This window comes from Bacillus sp. RCC_6_1 (assembly GCF_041360755.1).
GTDB lineage: Bacteria > Bacillota > Bacilli > Bacillales > Bacillaceae_G > Bacillus_A > Bacillus_A cereus.
Genome location: NZ_JBFUPV010000005.1, coordinates 161,002 through 175,846, shown reverse-complemented (window position 1 = coordinate 175,846; position 14,845 = coordinate 161,002). Strand labels below are relative to the sequence as shown.

Sequence of the window (14,845 nt, the reverse complement as noted above, 5' to 3'; positions counted from 1 at the left end):
ATTCCCTCAATATTCAGATAAACATAATAACTTTTTTACGTTTCATCTTCAAAGTCAATAATGACTCCTGTTAGAACCGCTACATTACCAATCGATTGGATCCCGTGACCAATAAAATCCACCTTAAATTCTTCCTACTTTAATTTATGTAATGATATAATAACACTAAATTTTCAACACGTGCTTAATAGATTGGGGACTTATAATGGATAAACCTCTCACTGCATTACAAACTATTATTATACATATGAATACAACTGAGCATTGGCATGATTTTATTTGTTACTGTCAGCATCGCGAAGCGGGACTTCGAAAATTAGCTTTTAAACATTTAGAGACATTTATTACAAATGCAAAGAAATGGGAATCAAAAGATCAAGAAGAGTTTGCCATTTCGCTGTTTACTATTTTAGATGTATTAAACGAAAAAGATGAGGTCTTAACTTTCTCACTAAATAGTTTTCTAATTGACATTCTATATAGATGGACAGAAAACAACCCATTTGATTCAAGACCTTTTAGATGGATAGGAATTTATATGGACTCTAGCAATAAAGAAGACGATTTAGAAAAATCCCTTCGAAAAGCGATTGAATTAGGTGGTGATACCGAACAAGAAGCCATGATATACCTAGTTTCTAATTACATCAATACTTTAGAATTTGGTACACATGAATTCCCTTCAGGTTATTGCGGAGATTTAAGTGAATGTATAGAAAAACTTCCCTATATGCTTCAATTAATTGATAGAATTCAGAATAAGAACATAAAGGAGCAAAACATTGGGCAAATACAAGAACAACTACACCTTATTCTAGATTGGTTAAAACATACACAAATTCCAGTAGATGCCGTTCGTGTACGGGAAAAAGAACAAACTAAGAAATTAGAAAAGGTCATTGTATATTATTTACACAACAGCTCAAGTCGTTAATTCATCGTGTACAGAGATAATAAAGTTGTTTAAAAAACGCCAGTCATGTTATTCAACAATCGGGCTATATAACGGAATAAATCCTTGTAAAAATTAAAAATATTTGAAATAATCGTCATTAAGTTGAAGTAGAGCGATTGCAGAAAAAGGTGATACGACTTTTTCTTACTTAATAATTGCACGATAGTTAAAAAATTCAACTAATTATATTCCGAAAGGGTGTGTGTAGTATCTTATCAACTAATGTTTTTACTTATAAATCTAAGGATGGAAAAACAATAATAATTAGAGAAGCTAAAGAACGGGATGCAGAAAGAATACTAGATTCTGCTTCAAAAGCTTTAATAAACGCTCCATACATGCTAAGTACGGTTGAGGATGTAAAAAAGGTGCGTATCGATGCTATTCAAAAAACGTTAAAAGCTTATCATGAAAATCCAAATTATGTACAGTTTATTGCTGAAGTTGATGGTAAGTTAGTCGGTGCAATAGATTTTAAGAACGGAAACAAAGAAAAAATTAGTCATCAAGGGGCTTTTGCGATGACCATACTACCCGAATATCGAAATTATGGTATTGGAAGAGCTCTTCTAGAAACGTTAATCAATTGGGCTAAAAATAACAGTAAGATTGAAAAAGTTTGTCTTGAGGTAATGGAAGATAATCTAGGTGCAATCCAGTTATATAAGAATCTAGGCTTCTTTGAAGAGGGTAGAAAAGCAAAGGGTGTAAAATTGGATGGTAGCTATCAAGATTTAATATTAATGGCTTTATTCGTTTAAAATTGAACATTAATTTCAATATAAAAAGAGGGTCTTCATAGTCATCTCCCTGTTAAGTAGACAGTAATAGAAACCCTCTTTTTATATTTATCCCACATTAGCTTGCAGTAAAACTCCCCACTGATTATAGTTTCACTTTATTTTAATCCTTTAATTAAAGGTGACGCTTCCCCACTATGGAAAATCCATAGGTCATGAAGTGATCTCGTACATCCAACATATAGTAACTTTGCATCATGTTTTGTGTCTTTGTAATGTTCTTCATCCACATCAATTAAAAGCACCGCATCAAATTCTAAACCTTTCGCTAAATAGACAGGTACTACTGATATACCACCTTCATATTTACTTTGGTTTGCTTCAATTACGTTTACCGTTAATCCTGCATTTGTTAATTCCACATATATATCACGGCATTCATCTTCTGTTCTTCCGATTACCGCAATTGTTTTCACATCTGCATTTTGCAAATGTTTTACCGTCTTCACAATTTCAGTAAATTGATTTTCCGCATGAATTACTTTCACATCTTCTCCACTGCGGAAGACTGGTGTTGCGAGTCCTACTGGGATTTCTGCATTTTTAATTATTTCATTTGCAAATTCAATAATTTCTTTTGTAGAACGATAACTTCTTGTCAATTCATAATAACCGGTTTCTTGGAATACTTCCTTAAAAGCATTCCAATCTTCAATTCCTTGGTAATCATAAATCGCTTGCGATAAATCACCTAATATAGTGAAAGAATTACCTAATGTAATTTCTTTTAATACATAAACTTGGAAAGGCGAAAAATCTTGCGCTTCATCAATAACAACGTGATGAAACTTCTGCCCGATTTCAATCCCTGTTATACGATGATGTATGTATATTAAAGCTGGTAAATCTTCTACATACACTTCTTTTTTACGACAACTCTTTTCTGTTTCTTTAACAAGTTCTTCAGGTAATACCTCGAGTATTTCTTTACTTTTTACTATTGAACTATACAGTGAAAGAGCACTCATTTTCGGCCAAAACTTCATATATGCGTTCAGTCTCTTAGTCGCTTCTTTTTTAAGTAATTTTTTCTCGTTTGTTTCCCCGAATTTTTTAAGTTCAATTTCAATCCAGCGCTTCATTCGTCCTACTAATCGTTCTCTTCTTTTCTGTAAAGGATAATGTTTATATTCAACTTGCATCCATTTTTTAATATCTTCTACTGGAATAATCGCTCTATCCCACGCCTCAAAATCTTTTGTCGGAACTAACTCATTTTCAAATTGGATCATTCTCTCTTCAATAAACGTCTTAAATTCCAACGTACCCTTTAATTTACCTAGCATTACCTTCTTTTCATCACGATTAATTGAAAATGCTTCTTTCAATTTTTCTTCTGTCTGCTTTAGTTTCACTGAATCATCTAACGTACGTAATGCCCAATCCGGAAACGTTGTTTGACTAATATTCCCTACACCTAATTCAGGAAGTACACTCGAAATATAGTCTAAAAACAGACTATTCGGCGCAAATACGATCATTCTTTCTGCTTCTAGTTGTTCACGATATTCATAAATTAAAAAAGCAAGGCGATGTAAAGCAATTGTTGTCTTTCCGCTCCCTGCAACCCCTTGAATAAGTAATGGTAAATTTCTTTCCGCTCGAATAATATCATTTTGTTCCGATTGAATCGTTGAAACAATATCCTTTAGCTTATTATCTTTATTCTCACCTAATCGATATAGAAGAAAATCATCGGCATGCGATACATCTTCATTTCCTTTTACATATGTATCAACAACACGTTCAAGTTCTCTTTTTCGAATGGAAATGTTTCGTTTTAAATACACATCACCTTCTACTAACCCATCTGGTGATTGATAAAATGCTAATTCTTCTCCACCGGTAAATGAATAAAACATACTTGCGACAGGCGCCCGCCAATCAATAATGATTGGCTTCATCGTGTCCATATCCGAAACCCCTACTTTTCCGATATAAATCGGCATAACTTCTTCTTTTCCATCTTCCTGAAAATCTAACCTTCCAAAGTACGGCTCTTGCACACCAATACGTAAGTTTTGTCTATTAGACTCCCTCATACTTTCAAGAATTTGCTCTTTAAAATCTTCTCCATAATAAACCGGGGTTTTTTCAAGCTTATCCAATTGCTCATCCATCGTATGTAAAGTATCCTTCATTTTTTGTAACTCATCTTCAAATATGTTGCTCATTTCGACGATTCCCTCCTGTCCGTTCTAATTTTTCAGTCGAAGTATCATTGTATTAAAAACCCAATCATAAAGTCAATAGTTTCCGTTTAAATTTTCCGAAAAAACTTACTTTTCATCTTTCTAATTTAAAAAGAATATGCAACATCAAAATCACACAAATACACATATAGTATAGTGATGCATACAAAAGATACTACTTTCTATTTGTCTCCTATTTAATTTATCTATTAACAAATATTGTAAAAATTAAAGACTTTAATCAATGGGCGTTTTACTGCCCACAAATAGTAGGATAAATAAAAGTAAAGGAGGCTCTTCAAATGAATATTTTGAATCTATCTCAAGATTAAATATGCTTCTATCTGGCTGTATCCTTATGGTTTGTTGGTCAATTATGTATGTTGAAATATATAGACTTACAAAATCAGTCTGGCCATGTGTTATCATGCATGCAATCGAGGATGCTGTTCCTACTGTTTTAGTTACAATAACAGGGATTATTACTCTTACAAACAGTAGTGATTTTTGGTTAAATCCTACTAGCGGGGTCGCTGCTACTGTTTTATTTCTCGGAATTGGAATCGTACTAAGAACTATAAGAATAAAAAGAGAACGACAATTATTCACACAATAAAAAGCAGATAATGAATTCGTCATTATCTGCTTTCCAATTTTTAAAACTACCTTATTATATTTTTTGATACATAAGCCAGTCACCAGAGTCTATCACTTTCTTTAACATCTTTTTATTCTGAGCGATATACACATATGCCTCAATTTCCCTATCAGCAACATATACTGTTTGCGTGATTCGATCATATAAATCAGTCTCCGCATTACCTGTATATTCTTCTAGTTCATCTAACTTACACAATATCTCATCATTTACTACATAAACTTCTCCATACACCTGTTCTTCAATCGAATAAGTCATGGCCGGATATCCTTCATTCGTATCAAATAATTTTCCATATGTCCAAGCTCTGTCTGCGATGCATGTTGCACCTTGCATATAATGAGCATTCGTTTGTCCTCTTCTTAATGTGCCATAAACGAACACATGATACATAAATTCTTATCCCCTTTATATGTCTCTACTTTCTTATTTGTAAATAAGCACGAATCATAAAATAACTCACTTCATTCGGAAGCTGTTCTTTAATAGATTTCAGCCCACCCTCTGCATTTTGAACGGCAGTTTCAATAAGAGATTCATACTCTGCTGGAACAAAGCTTTGCCAATCTACTTCCATTCCATCCTCATAGCAGCGAATTAAATGGTTTTCAATTGTTTGTCTTGATAAGTTACGTTCTTTTGCAATCTCATTCAAATCAATACCTTGTTTATACATTTCATATGTTTCTAAATGAGAATTTGCGGACGCTTTTCCTGACTTTTTACGCTCTGAAACTACTTCTGTCTTAATCGTTTCAGCATAATTTGGATTTTCCTCAATAAAATGCTGAACTGCTTGTAAGAAGTGCGAGCCATATTTCACAAGTTTGTGTTCTCCGATACCTTTTACCGTCAACAATTCAGAATCATTTTGCGGCATTTTCACACACATATCTTTTAATGTTTGGTCAGAGAAAATAACGAACGGAGGTACACCTTCTCCTTGTGCAATTTCTTTACGTACTTCACGAAGCACTTCAAATAAAGGATGGTCTTGAACAATTTGTCTTGTCTCTACTCGTTCTTTTCGTAAAACATTCTCTTTACCAAGTAATACTTCTTTCCCTTTTTCAGTTACTTTTAACGTCGGATAAGTGCCATGTTCAACTGCAATTAACTCATCTGAAATTAAAAACTCAATAAACTCACTGACCTCTTTTACACTACGGTTCGATAAAAGCCCATACGTTGGTAAAGTATGAAAATTAAATTCAATAACTTTCTTATTCTTCGACCCAGTTAATACTTGCGCTATCATTTGCTTTCCAAAGCGTTGGTTCGTTCTAATCATGCATGATAAAACCATTTGTGATTCTCTTGTCACATCGATGCTCTCGCGATTGTCTGTACAATTACCACAGCGTCCACAATCTTCTTTCGGTTCTTCTCCAAAGTATTGCAAAATGAATGATTGTAAACATTGTTCTGTATGACAGTAATCGGTCATATTTTGCAATTTTTCAAGTTCATTTGAAAAACGTGATTCTCCAGTTGATTGATCAATTAAAAAACGCTGTACTTGTACATCTTGAGAAGAATATAACAATATACATGTACTATCTAATCCGTCACGACCAGCACGTCCTGCTTCTTGATAGTAACTTTCCATATTTTTTGGAAGCTGATAATGAATTACGTAACGAATATTCGATTTATCAATACCCATCCCGAATGCAGATGTTGCTACCATTACACTTACTTCATCTCGTAAAAAGAGTTCTTGTTGCTCATTTCGATCACTATCACTCATACCAGCATGATATTTTGATACAGAAACACCTGCCTTCATCAAATCTTCATATAACTGATCGACTACTTTTCTAGTAGCTGCATATATAATCCCGGATTCCTTTTGATTTTGACGAATATAATCCGCCAAATATGCATTTCGATCTTGCCCTTTAATGACAGAAAACGATAAGTTCTCACGCTCAAACGTTGTCATAATTGTATTTTCTTGATTAATTTCAAGTGTTTTACAAATATCATCACGTACTTGCGGTGTTGCTGTTGCTGTTAATGCTAATACGAGCGGCTTTTCTGGAAGATAATCTAATATGCGATGTATATGTAAATAACTTGGACGGAAATCATGTCCCCACTGTGAAATACAGTGTGCTTCATCAATCGCAATCATAGGGATTTTCATATCAATAAGTTGATCAACAAACTCCATCGAATCAAGACGCTCAGGCGCCACATAAAGTAACTTGTAATGTCCTTGTTTCGCTAATTGAATTCGCTGATTTGCTTCTGCAATAGATATAGAACTATTAATATATGTAGCTGAAATGCCATTCTGTACCAATGTATCTACTTGATCCTTCATAAGTGATATTAGAGGCGATATAACCAACGTCGTTCCTTCAAATACTAATGCCGGAATTTGATAACAAATCGACTTACCGCCACCCGTTGGCATAATACAAACCGTATCTTTCCCATCTAGTACATTTTTAATTGTTTCATCTTGTCCTCTTCGAAACGAAGAATAACCAAAGTAGGACGCTAAAAGTTCTTGTGCTTTAGTAAACAAAAAAGAGTCACCCGCTTTTCTTTATCTTTCATCTACTTCTATTATATCAATCACTTATGCGACTTGAAAGGGATGATTAGATGCTTATTGTTTTTTCATTATTCTATGTTTCTTCACTTATTTAATATGAATTAGCATCATTATTTTATATGTTTTACAACATTTATAACGTAAATCCAGTACACAAGAAGAAAGAGTTTCAATTTAAATGTTCATTTTATTTCCCTTTCTTGAATACTACTAATCGTATACATATAAATTCAGGAGGTTACTATATGAAACATCGTAATATGAGTTCCATCAAGGCAAAAACGAAAACACAAAAACTCCAATTCTCTAATAATGATGCGTGGAAATATGAATCATACTATAAGTACCAGCCATTATTCTCTTATAAAAAGCTTTTTAATTTTCTTTCTCAACTTTTTAGACGTTAATATATGTGCAAAAAACATATCATTCACAGAATTTTTCTCAATATTAAATGTATAGACTTACTACAATTCAGTTGTTACCATATATAATAATCTGTTGGATAAACCCCTTAAGTTGACCTGCTTATATTAGCAGGTCTTTTTCATGATTACATACTTCTGTGTACCTCGATCTCACTTCCAAGTCTTTTCTCCATTTTATAACCATATTTAGATCCCAACAATTAATGATAATCATAAATTGTTGGGATTTAAATTGTTCACATATAATTATGCAATTCTTCTTTCTCAATACACAAAACACATTTTACTTGTTACTATAAAAGTACTCCAGATGAGTTTTTTGCTCATCGACATTATCTAGTTATTGGGGCCTGCCGCGGGAAGCAGGTCCCTTTGACTGTATGAAGGTCCCAATTTCATTTGGACACATTTACCAGGTTTTTTCAAAAGAATTTTATGATAACATTACGTAGTCGAGTCCGACATCTCGGCAATACCCTTTTGAGGGTCTGCAACTTCCCTTACAGACCCTCTTTTACTTTATATTCAATTTATTCATATATACCACAACACCATTCATTGAATTTCTCCATTTCAAATTCCCTAAAAATAATCTAGGACACGTAACTAAAAATAAATCTTCATCATACTTTGAGTTATACATGTTCAAAGGAGTGTTACTATTTATGTATTCTTATTGGCAATCGTATTACTCCCCCTACCATAACCCTTATGTAAACTATGATTTATCCGTACGGAACTACCGAATTAGTAAAAATGAGAATTTTTTAAAAGGGTATATGCGTTCTTTATGGGAACAACACGTCGCTTGGACGAGATTGGCTATTATAAGTATAGTATTTAATTTACCAGATGTTAATGTTACTGTTGGACGACTTCTACAAAACGCAACACATATGGGACTATCACTTGAACCATTTTACGGTGAGGATGCAGTGAAAAAATATAGTGCATTAATTAAAGATCACTTAGTAATTGCAGCGGATCTTGTTAAAGCCGCAAAAGCTGGTAATCAAAATGCAGCGGCCGCTATAGAGAAAAAATGGTACGCTAATGGTGACGCAATTATTGAATTCCTTAACAGAATCAACCCATATATAGATAAAGAAGAATTTAGAAAAATGTTTTATGAACATTTAGCACTAACGAAAGCAGAAGCACTTGCCTTCCTAAATAAAGATTATGAAGCAGGAGTAAAACTTTACGATAAAATTGAAAAAGAAGCATTAGAAATGGCTGACATGATAACAAACGCAATCGTAAAACAATTCCCGCAAGTATTTCAATAAAGTGAAACTTTAATCAGTGAGGGGTTTGTTCATCCCCCACTGATTATCAGCTCTCACCAATCGGCTTATTTAGTTTTCTCTCCATGATATTTCACCTCTCCTCTTTACATTTAGCTTATATCGATATATTTTATTAATATCCGTTTTTTATAGGAGGAAATAGTTTGATTAACGCGATTGGTCTCGTTTTTATACTTACAAATAAACACGAGAAAAAAAAGAAAGTTTATTTAAATGAAAAATTTGCACTAATAGATATTATTGATTCTAAAGAAGTATTTGATGATGAAGGGAATCCTTTAGTAGAACTAACATGTAAATACAGTATATATTTAGATGAAAAATATTACTGTAAATCTCTCGATGATTATACCGGACAAGTCTTTCCTTTCTTAAGTGCAAAAATAGGAAAAGGTCTTCTAAGAAACTTAAACTATTACTTTTCTTACGTTGATGCCTATGATAAGAAACCACCAGTTAAAGAAATAAGACCACTTATGAAACAAGTAACTAACAGATAGCCAAAAATACCAAACAAAGAAAGCATCTAACCCTGGATGTTTTCTTTTTTATTAAAAACTCATTAACTTTCATCCTCTTCTAAAAGTATGTATCCAGGCATATTTTAAATTAAAAACATTGGAGGATTAGAGTGAATGAAATACTCAGAAACAATTATAAGCAAACGACTTCGAATACTTAAAATGACGGGTATGTTTTTCATGCTAGTGTTAATAGCATGGATTGGCTATACAAAATTACTTTATGAAAACGGCTTTCTTCAAGAAAAAAAGAATTCAGTAGAAGTAATGAACACTAGCATTACAGGAGAAATAGAGCAGCTTTTTCATATAAACTTGCAAGGTTATCGAAAAACAAGCCTTGATGCTGTTATAGAAGCCAGTAAAACCGATCCAAGTGAACTATCCTTAATTGAACTAGTCAACAAATCCTGCTCGCGAGATTGCATAGGTGAACCAGTTACATATGTAAACTCAAACAATGGATATATCTTTTATAAGGAATCTAATGGAACTAATGTAGCTATAACGGTTAAAAAGAAAGACAAATGGGTAATTGTAAAGAAATCTGTTCAAGATGGAATATAATCACCCAAAAAAAGAGTACGCATCGTACTCTTTTTTATTATTAATACCCTTCCTCTTCATGCCTACAATGGCATTTCGCTTTTGTTTTACAATGACATTTTTCACACTCACACTTCGGTTTCTCTTTGCAACAACACTCGTGAAAATCATTGCGCTTACATCTACATCTCCCAAACATTAAATCATCCCAAAATTTATTACAATCTTGAAAATGTCCACAATGACAAGTATTTCTCATAAATATGCTTCCTCCTTGATAGAATTCATCATATTCTATGTTTGAAAGTATACAAAGGCTTGTTTATTAGTCTATTTTCTCCATATTATAAGTAGAGTTAAAAGATTAAATAAAAATAAAAACCGTCACATGACGGCTCTTATTTTTGCAAACTACTCTTTTGTATAAAAATATTTAATTCCTTTCATATCTAACCAAGCAGTTGCTTTGTCCAGTTCGTTCCCTTGACGATAATCTGTTTCGAAATACACAAGCCCTTGGTTATCTCCACGAGATATTATTTTAGAAGTATATCCAAGCTTATCCATCATTTGAATCATGTCAGAAATTAAATTTACACCAAATTCATAAGTAACTACTTTGCTATATTTATTCACTATAATTCCAACCCCTTCTTGTTTTTTTATCGGCTCAACAATTTGATTTGTAAACCAAGCTAACGGCTTATTTCCAATCAGCTTATTTAAATCACACTTGCCGATACCAGCCACATTGCCTGTCTCTGTGTATTGCCAAATATCACATGGATACGCCGGTTTGTTACCACCATAACGAGGAATCCATACAAAATCACAATTGACATTTTCCATTCCAAATGGAGCATACATATGATGAGCAATATATAAACCGACTTTCTTAGCTCCTAATCTGCGTAATTCATCAATAAAAGCTTGTGCACCCGCTCTCATATCGTTCATTGTTCTTACTTCTACGTCAGCTACCCAAACTGTTGCATTTTTATCACCACGGTTCCAAAAGTCTCTTGCTTCTATCCGTGCATCCTCTACTGAAACGAAACGACAGAACGCATAATTACCAAACGGAATATTCCTTGCTTTCATTGCTTGTACATAATTTTTATATAAAGGATCTACATAGTTTGAACCATCTTGCACACGTGCAATTACGAAATCTAATTGTGGTGCTGCGATATCCCAGTTAATGTCGCCATTCCATTTCGAAATATCTACAATATAACCCATTATTTAACATCTCCTTTTTCATTATTATATTCAAAGCTTGTTTTTTTGTTATTATCAACTAATAAATAGTATGAGAGGTATTATATTATTGGGTAATAATTTAAAATTCGGCTTATGTATTGAGAAAACAAAATATTATTACGGGTTTAATAAGTAAAGATTTACAAAACTCTAAACTATATAAAGTGAAACGATAATTAGTAGGAGGCTACGAGCAGTGTAATTCCCACCTAATTTCTTAGCTTCATCCGAATTTTGAGGTAAGAATTTTACTTCCCGCAAATAGCTTGATAAATAAAACCACCTTTCTGACAGGTGGTTTTGTGTACTAATTTACATATAAATTGTCCATATTTTTATAGTTACTTAATATACTTGTTAACTAAAAATAAGACAATTTTTAGTTTTTAATCAAACCAATTTTCGTTTTATCTCACGTACTCATAGTACCATTTACGTACATCTAACCAAGCTGTAAATTTATCGATATTCCCGGACGGATAGCCATTCGTTATAGCATAACCAATGCCATCTTTTTGAACGACAATTTGTCCATCAATACCCGCATCAACCATAGCTTGAGCCAAATCTTGTAAATTACTAAATGCTACACCACCAGTTTTTACTTTGAGCAAATCCGCTGCACCTCCTCCAGTTTGTCCTGTAAGAGCAAATACAATAGAATTAGCGATTTTATCAACATTCCATTTTGCCATGTCGGATTCATTATCAATAAACCCTAATTCAATAAGAATAGCCGGTGCCTTCGTTCCATTTAATACCGCTAAATCTGTACGTTGTTTCGCACCTCGATCACGCCATCCAATATCTTTTGCTAGTTGAGCTGAGATTTTAGCCGCCAAATCTTTCTGATCATAATATAAAACCTCAACACCCTGTCCATTTCCATCACTTGCATTAAGATGAAAAGAAATAACTAAATCCACAGCATGGGAATTGCTATTCCGAATGATATTATTTAAATTTTGCGATTGAGTTGCCCCTACCTCGTCCGTATCGTCATAAACCGTGTGTCCTAGGGCTCTTAACTTAGCCGCCACGGCATCTTTAACTTGCCTATCTAGAACGTGTTCTTTCCGATTCCCGAAATTAGCACCTTGAACAATACTATTGTGTCCTCCGTGCAAACTATATCTAGCCATTATTCATCAACATCTCCTTTCTTAATATCTTATTCAAAACTTGTCTTATTGCTATTCCCACTTACAATCTTAACTGTGCCCATACGTCCTATATTTTCTAAAAGTGATGCAATTTGTTTTCGATATAAAAAAGCTATCGCTTCATAAATCGAATGATTTATTCTCTAAATTACTTTTACATGAATGACGACACGAACAAAAAAGCATCACCCTTTCGGCGATGCCTAAAAACTCTATTTTACTTTTCAGCTCCCTAAATAAATAGAGTTTAAAATCACTGAAACTACACCTATATTTCCTCCCTTTCCTTCACAGCTTCTTTCAACCTCTGCAACATATACCCAATTCCTTTACACCCCTCTAGCGGATATGTAATCATTTCTTCTGGATATAACTTTGTCACTACTTTTTTATGCTTCTTCCCTGCTAGTAAGACGATTTCGTCAAACTGTAGTAAACTTTTATCTACCATCTGTTTTTGTAATTGCTCTATACTTATTACCTCATCGCTTTTTGAATCAAATGCAAGATCATAGTTTTCTAATACAATATCACTTGGTCTTAAAAATCCATGTTTCGCTGATAATATAACCCAGTTTTCGAAAAACATAGTTGCGTACGCCTGACATGCTTTTCCGAACGGACTAATATATACATCTTTTGCTTCCATCGGTCCGTAGTCTGAATGTTTATCCCAAATTTTCTTTTTTCCGCATGGAATTATACATAGCCTTTTCATATATATTTCTACTCCCTTTACTTTGGTAAATAAAATTCGTTATTTTGTACATTTTTTTCTCGAGATACTATATAATAATTCTGAAAGTTAAAATTACACATTTTACCATATGCGTACTATAGATTACTCTCATTGCAAATATTATAATACCATAAAAAATTTTTCATTTTTTCTTCAAAATAATGAAACTAAATTATAATGCAAGTATGTATTAATAAAACAATAAAGGAGGTTCATAAAAATGAAAAATATTATTCCTGCACTATTAGTCTATTTTATCGTTTGCGTTATTTCCGTTATCATCCCAGCATCTGAAGGCTATAATTATGTCGGCTGGAAGTTATTTGTTGGGCAAGTGTATGCGATACCTATTTTCTTCATTACTACGATAATCACATTTTATATAAACAAGAAAAAATCTTACGAATAAACGATTATAAGGATAGCTAACGCTATCCTTATTTTAATTCGTTAATCAAAACTTTATATCCTTTCTTCTAAAAAGTTAAACGCAACATCTGTATTTCAGCGTTTAAACGCAGTTCCTCCGAAATCCAGCTCTCTAATTTTGAAACAGATGCAATATTTTTTCAAAAAGCCCCTGTAATTTACTTTTCAATACTTCCATATCATTAAGCATACACAATGCGACTGTTGAAAAGTTAAAAATTTCTGCTTATTATAAATAAAAAAGGACAAATAGCCAATCTGACTACTTGTCCTTACTGTTCATCTGTACGCAATACGATTAAGCTTGGAATGCTTCTGTTAATACTGGTACGATTTGTTTTTTACGAGATACAACACCTTTTAAAGTAGCTGTATTGTTTTCTAGTGATACGTTGTATGCTTTCTCAACAACGTTTGCTGCTTTACCGATCGCAAGACCGACAGAATCGTTAGTTAAGATATCAGTTACAACGAATAAGAATAGGTCTAAACCTTTTTCTTCTACTACTGCAGAAATTACTTTTTCAAGTTCCGCTTGGTGTACAAGAACGTCGTTTGTATCAACAGCGTTTACTTGTGCGATTTCAACTTTCGCATTACCCATTTGGAATTCTTTAGCATCAAGAGAGATTAATTGCTCCATTGTTTTTCCGCTTAAGTCAGCACCAGCTTTTAACATTTCTAAGCCGTAGTTATCTGCATCTACACCAGCGATTTCCGCTAATTCACGAGCAGCTGCTACATCTTGTTCTGTGCAAGTTGGAGATTTGAATAGTAAAGAATCTGAAATGATTGCAGATAACATTAAACCTGCAACTTCTTTACGAATTGTTACGCCATTTTCTTTGTACATTTTGTTTAAGATTGTAGCTGTACAGCCAACTGGCTCACAACGATAGTATATAGGATCGCTTGTTTCAAAGTTAGCAATACGGTGATGGTCAATAACTTCTAACACACGAACTGATTCGATATCGTTAGCACTTTGTTGACGCTCGTTATGGTCAACTAAAATAACGTTGTCCACTTCGCTTGCTACTGTCTCAACAAAACGCGGTCCTTCTACTTTAAAATAGTCTAACGCAAATTGAGTTTCACCGCTGATTTCGCCTAAACGTACAGGCTTAGCATTCATTCCTAATTCTTTTTTCAATTCTGCATAAGCAATTGCAGAACAAATTGCATCTGTATCTGGGTTTTTATGCCCGAAAACTAGTACTTTTTCCATGTTTTCCACCTCTTCATGAAAAGGATATCTTAAAGAAGCAAATATGA

The 14,845-nt window shown here is 33.4% G+C and carries 15 protein-coding genes and 1 pseudogene; 8 read left to right on the top strand and 8 right to left on the bottom strand.

Going from position 1 to position 14,845, the window contains the following annotated elements; translation table 11 throughout:
- The first annotated feature begins 205 nt into the window (after positions 1 to 205).
- A complete protein-coding gene (locus AB6801_RS17435) occupies positions 206 to 934 on the top strand; it encodes a hypothetical protein (protein ID WP_097813691.1) in 729 nt (242 codons plus the stop codon).
- Positions 935 to 1,155: 221 nt separating this feature from the next.
- Entirely contained in the window at positions 1,156 to 1,716 is a 561-nt protein-coding gene (locus tag AB6801_RS17430) for a GNAT family N-acetyltransferase (protein WP_000337114.1), read from the top strand.
- A 137-nt stretch (positions 1,717 to 1,853) separates the two neighbouring features.
- On the opposite strand, the gene AB6801_RS17425 is transcribed toward AB6801_RS17430, so the two are convergent.
- Positions 1,854 to 3,929, bottom strand: a complete 2,076-nt coding sequence (locus tag AB6801_RS17425; protein ID WP_070757881.1) for a HelD family protein — start codon at positions 3,927 to 3,929, stop codon at positions 1,854 to 1,856.
- Between the two features lie 319 nt (positions 3,930 to 4,248).
- Between AB6801_RS17425 and AB6801_RS17420 the strand changes: the two are divergent.
- A pseudogene (locus tag AB6801_RS17420) lies at positions 4,249 to 4,563 on the top strand (CPBP family intramembrane glutamate endopeptidase); the annotation flags it as partial.
- A gap of 54 nt (positions 4,564 to 4,617) precedes the next feature.
- On the opposite strand, the gene AB6801_RS17415 reads toward AB6801_RS17420, so the two are convergent.
- Entirely contained in the window at positions 4,618 to 4,998 is a 381-nt protein-coding gene (locus AB6801_RS17415) for a gamma-glutamylcyclotransferase family protein (protein WP_000274915.1), read from the bottom strand.
- Positions 4,999 to 5,023: 25 nt separating this feature from the next.
- Complete coding sequence (recQ, locus tag AB6801_RS17410) at positions 5,024 to 7,141, bottom strand: DNA helicase RecQ (RefSeq protein ID WP_097998986.1); 2,118 nt, start codon at positions 7,139 to 7,141, stop codon at positions 5,024 to 5,026.
- Between the two features lie 275 nt (positions 7,142 to 7,416).
- Here recQ and AB6801_RS17405 point away from each other — a divergent pair, with 275 nt between their 5' ends.
- The 4 genes from AB6801_RS17405 (at position 7,417) to AB6801_RS17390 (ending at position 9,997) form a co-directional block, all read left to right on the top strand.
- On the top strand, positions 7,417 to 7,578 hold the full coding sequence (locus tag AB6801_RS17405; protein ID WP_000682739.1) for a hypothetical protein: 162 nt from the start codon (positions 7,417 to 7,419) through the stop codon (positions 7,576 to 7,578).
- A gap of 686 nt (positions 7,579 to 8,264) precedes the next feature.
- The gene (locus AB6801_RS17400; RefSeq protein ID WP_000287725.1) at positions 8,265 to 8,888 is read left to right on the top strand and encodes a hypothetical protein; all 624 of its coding nucleotides are present in this window, start codon (positions 8,265 to 8,267) and stop codon (positions 8,886 to 8,888) included.
- Between the two features lie 164 nt (positions 8,889 to 9,052).
- Complete coding sequence (locus AB6801_RS17395) at positions 9,053 to 9,409, top strand: hypothetical protein (protein ID WP_000606231.1); 357 nt, start codon at positions 9,053 to 9,055, stop codon at positions 9,407 to 9,409.
- A gap of 135 nt (positions 9,410 to 9,544) precedes the next feature.
- Positions 9,545 to 9,997 carry a hypothetical protein gene (locus AB6801_RS17390; RefSeq protein ID WP_000877571.1) on the top strand — a complete coding sequence of 151 codons (453 nt, stop codon included), beginning with the start codon at positions 9,545 to 9,547 and terminating at the stop codon, positions 9,995 to 9,997.
- Here AB6801_RS17390 and AB6801_RS17385 read toward each other — a convergent pair whose 3' ends face one another.
- The 4 genes from AB6801_RS17385 to AB6801_RS17370 all read right to left on the bottom strand — a co-directional run bounded on the left by AB6801_RS17385 (position 9,998) and on the right by AB6801_RS17370 (position 13,120).
- A complete protein-coding gene (locus tag AB6801_RS17385) occupies positions 9,998 to 10,171 on the bottom strand; it encodes a hypothetical protein (RefSeq protein ID WP_000503011.1) in 174 nt (57 codons plus the stop codon).
- A gap of 216 nt (positions 10,172 to 10,387) precedes the next feature.
- On the bottom strand, positions 10,388 to 11,218 hold the full coding sequence (locus tag AB6801_RS17380) for a GH25 family lysozyme (RefSeq protein WP_000540614.1): 831 nt from the start codon (positions 11,216 to 11,218) through the stop codon (positions 10,388 to 10,390).
- Positions 11,219 to 11,646: 428 nt separating this feature from the next.
- Positions 11,647 to 12,381, bottom strand: coding sequence for an N-acetylmuramoyl-L-alanine amidase (locus tag AB6801_RS17375; protein WP_097998113.1), 735 nt, complete (start codon positions 12,379 to 12,381; stop codon positions 11,647 to 11,649).
- A gap of 289 nt (positions 12,382 to 12,670) precedes the next feature.
- Positions 12,671 to 13,120 (bottom strand): DUF6884 domain-containing protein, encoded by a 450-nt coding sequence (locus AB6801_RS17370; protein WP_000824873.1) that lies wholly within the window; start codon positions 13,118 to 13,120, stop codon positions 12,671 to 12,673.
- A 241-nt stretch (positions 13,121 to 13,361) separates the two neighbouring features.
- On the opposite strand from AB6801_RS17370, the gene AB6801_RS17365 reads away from it, so the two are divergent.
- Positions 13,362 to 13,550 carry a DUF4017 family protein gene (locus tag AB6801_RS17365; RefSeq protein WP_000789486.1) on the top strand — a complete coding sequence of 63 codons (189 nt, stop codon included), beginning with the start codon at positions 13,362 to 13,364 and terminating at the stop codon, positions 13,548 to 13,550.
- Positions 13,551 to 13,868: 318 nt separating this feature from the next.
- Here the strand turns inward: AB6801_RS17365 and ppaC are convergent, their stop codons facing one another.
- The gene (gene ppaC, locus AB6801_RS17360; protein ID WP_370941116.1) at positions 13,869 to 14,843 is read right to left on the bottom strand and encodes a manganese-dependent inorganic pyrophosphatase; all 975 of its coding nucleotides are present in this window, start codon (positions 14,841 to 14,843) and stop codon (positions 13,869 to 13,871) included.
- Positions 14,844 to 14,845 lie beyond the last annotated feature (2 nt).